The sequence below is a fragment of the Kitasatospora sp. Root107 genome, from assembly GCF_001424875.1.
GTDB lineage: Bacteria > Actinomycetota > Actinomycetes > Streptomycetales > Streptomycetaceae > Kitasatospora.
On the sequence record NZ_LMCT01000040.1, the window covers coordinates 88,486 to 89,972 of the forward strand.

3 protein-coding genes are annotated in these 1,487 nt (G+C 74.4%); all 3 read left to right on the plus strand.

The genetic code is table 11. The features are described 5' to 3' along the window. Nucleotides 1–11: 11 nt before the first annotated feature. A partial coding sequence (locus ASC99_RS42315; protein ID WP_369825188.1) for a pyridoxamine 5'-phosphate oxidase family protein occupies nucleotides 12–372 on the plus strand: 361 nt, incomplete at its 3' end. Nucleotides 373–450: 78 nt separating this feature from the next. Continuing rightward, a complete protein-coding gene (locus tag ASC99_RS39885; protein ID WP_235583157.1) occupies nucleotides 451–546 on the plus strand; it encodes a pyridoxine 5'-phosphate oxidase C-terminal domain-containing protein in 96 nt (31 codons plus the stop codon). A gap of 117 nt (nucleotides 547–663) precedes the next feature. Beyond that, nucleotides 664–1,487, plus strand: an 824-nt coding sequence (locus tag ASC99_RS28065) for a WD40 repeat domain-containing protein (RefSeq protein ID WP_157531794.1), incomplete at its 3' end; no start/stop codon positions are given.

Here is a 1,487-nt window from a genome sequence, read left to right on the forward strand (position 1 = left end):
ATCGACCCGGTATCGACCCGGTCACCGGCGGCTGGAGCTTCTTCGCCGACCTGCGCAGCCCGAAGGGCGAGCAGCTCGCCGTCACCCCCTGGGCCGCGCTCACCTCGTACTGGCCCGACTTCGGCCGCCAGGTCAGGGTGCGCGGCCCGGTCGAGGCGATCGGCCGGCAGGACGCACCGCCCGCCGAGCGGGGCGTCGGTCCGGCCGGGCACACCGCCGCCGTGGTCGGCCGGCAGAGCCAGCGGCTGGGCAGCGCGGGCGAGTTGGAGTCCGCCTGGCGGCTGGCCGCCGCCGAGGTGGCCGCCGACCCGAGCGCCCCGGTGCCGGGCCTGACCCGGTACGTGCTGCGCGCCGAAGTGGCAGGGCGACCCCNGAGGTGGCCGCCGACCCGAGCGCCCCGGTGCCGGGCCTGACCCGGTACGTGCTGCGCGCCGAAGCGGTGGAATAGCGGTGGAATTCTGGCAGGGCGACCCCGGCCGACGGCACATCCGGCTGGCGTACGAGCGGGCCACCTGCGGGTGGGAGCGGGGGCTGCTCTGGCCGTGAGCGGCCGGTGGCCCGGGGGCGTCGGCGGGTGTCCGGCGCTCGTGACGGGGTGTCAGCGTGCGGTCGGCGGGCTGGGACGGTGGCCCGGCCGCATGCGATGATCGCCGTGTGCTTCGGGTGCCTGGAAGATCGGTCCTCCGGCGGGGCCGGTCGGCCGGACCAGCCTCGGCGCTGGCGGCTGCCCTGCTGCTGGTGCTCGGCCCGGCGGCCGCCCCGGCCGCCGCCGACGGCAGCCCACGGCGCGAGTTCACCGTCCAGGACGCGCGGATCACCGAATCCAGCGGCCTGGCCGCCAGCCGTCAGCACCCCGGCGTCTACTGGACGCACAACGACAGCGACGACGGCCCGTACGTCTTCGCCGTCGACTCCCAGGGCCGGACGCTGGCCACCGTCACCCTGCGCGGGGTCACCCTGCGGGACGCCGAGGCGATCGCGCTCGGCCCGGACAACCAGCTCTACCTGGCCGACATCGGCGACAACTTCAACGGCAAGTGGCCCGAGGTCTGGCTGTACCGCTTCGCCGAGCCCGCCCAACTGGGCGACCAGACCGTGCAGGCCACCCGCTACCGGGTCCGGTACGCGGACGGGCCGCGCGACGCCGAGGCGCTGCTGGTCCACCCGGTGACCGGCCGGGTGTACATCGCCAGCAAGAGCGACAAGGACAAGGGCCACCTGTACCAGGGCCCCGAGAGCCTCTCCTCCTCCACCGTGAACACCTTCAAGAGCATCGCCGACGTCCCCTGGGTCACCGACGGCGGCTTCTCGCCGGACGGTACCAAGGTGGTGCTGCGCGGCTACTTCTGGGCGAAGCTCTACGACTGGAAGGACGGCACCATCACCGCCCCCGAGACGGTGAACGTCCCGTTCCAGCGCCAGGGCGAATCGGTCACCTTCGCGGCCGACGGCGGCTCGCTGCTGTTCGGCAGCGAGGGCAAGCAGAG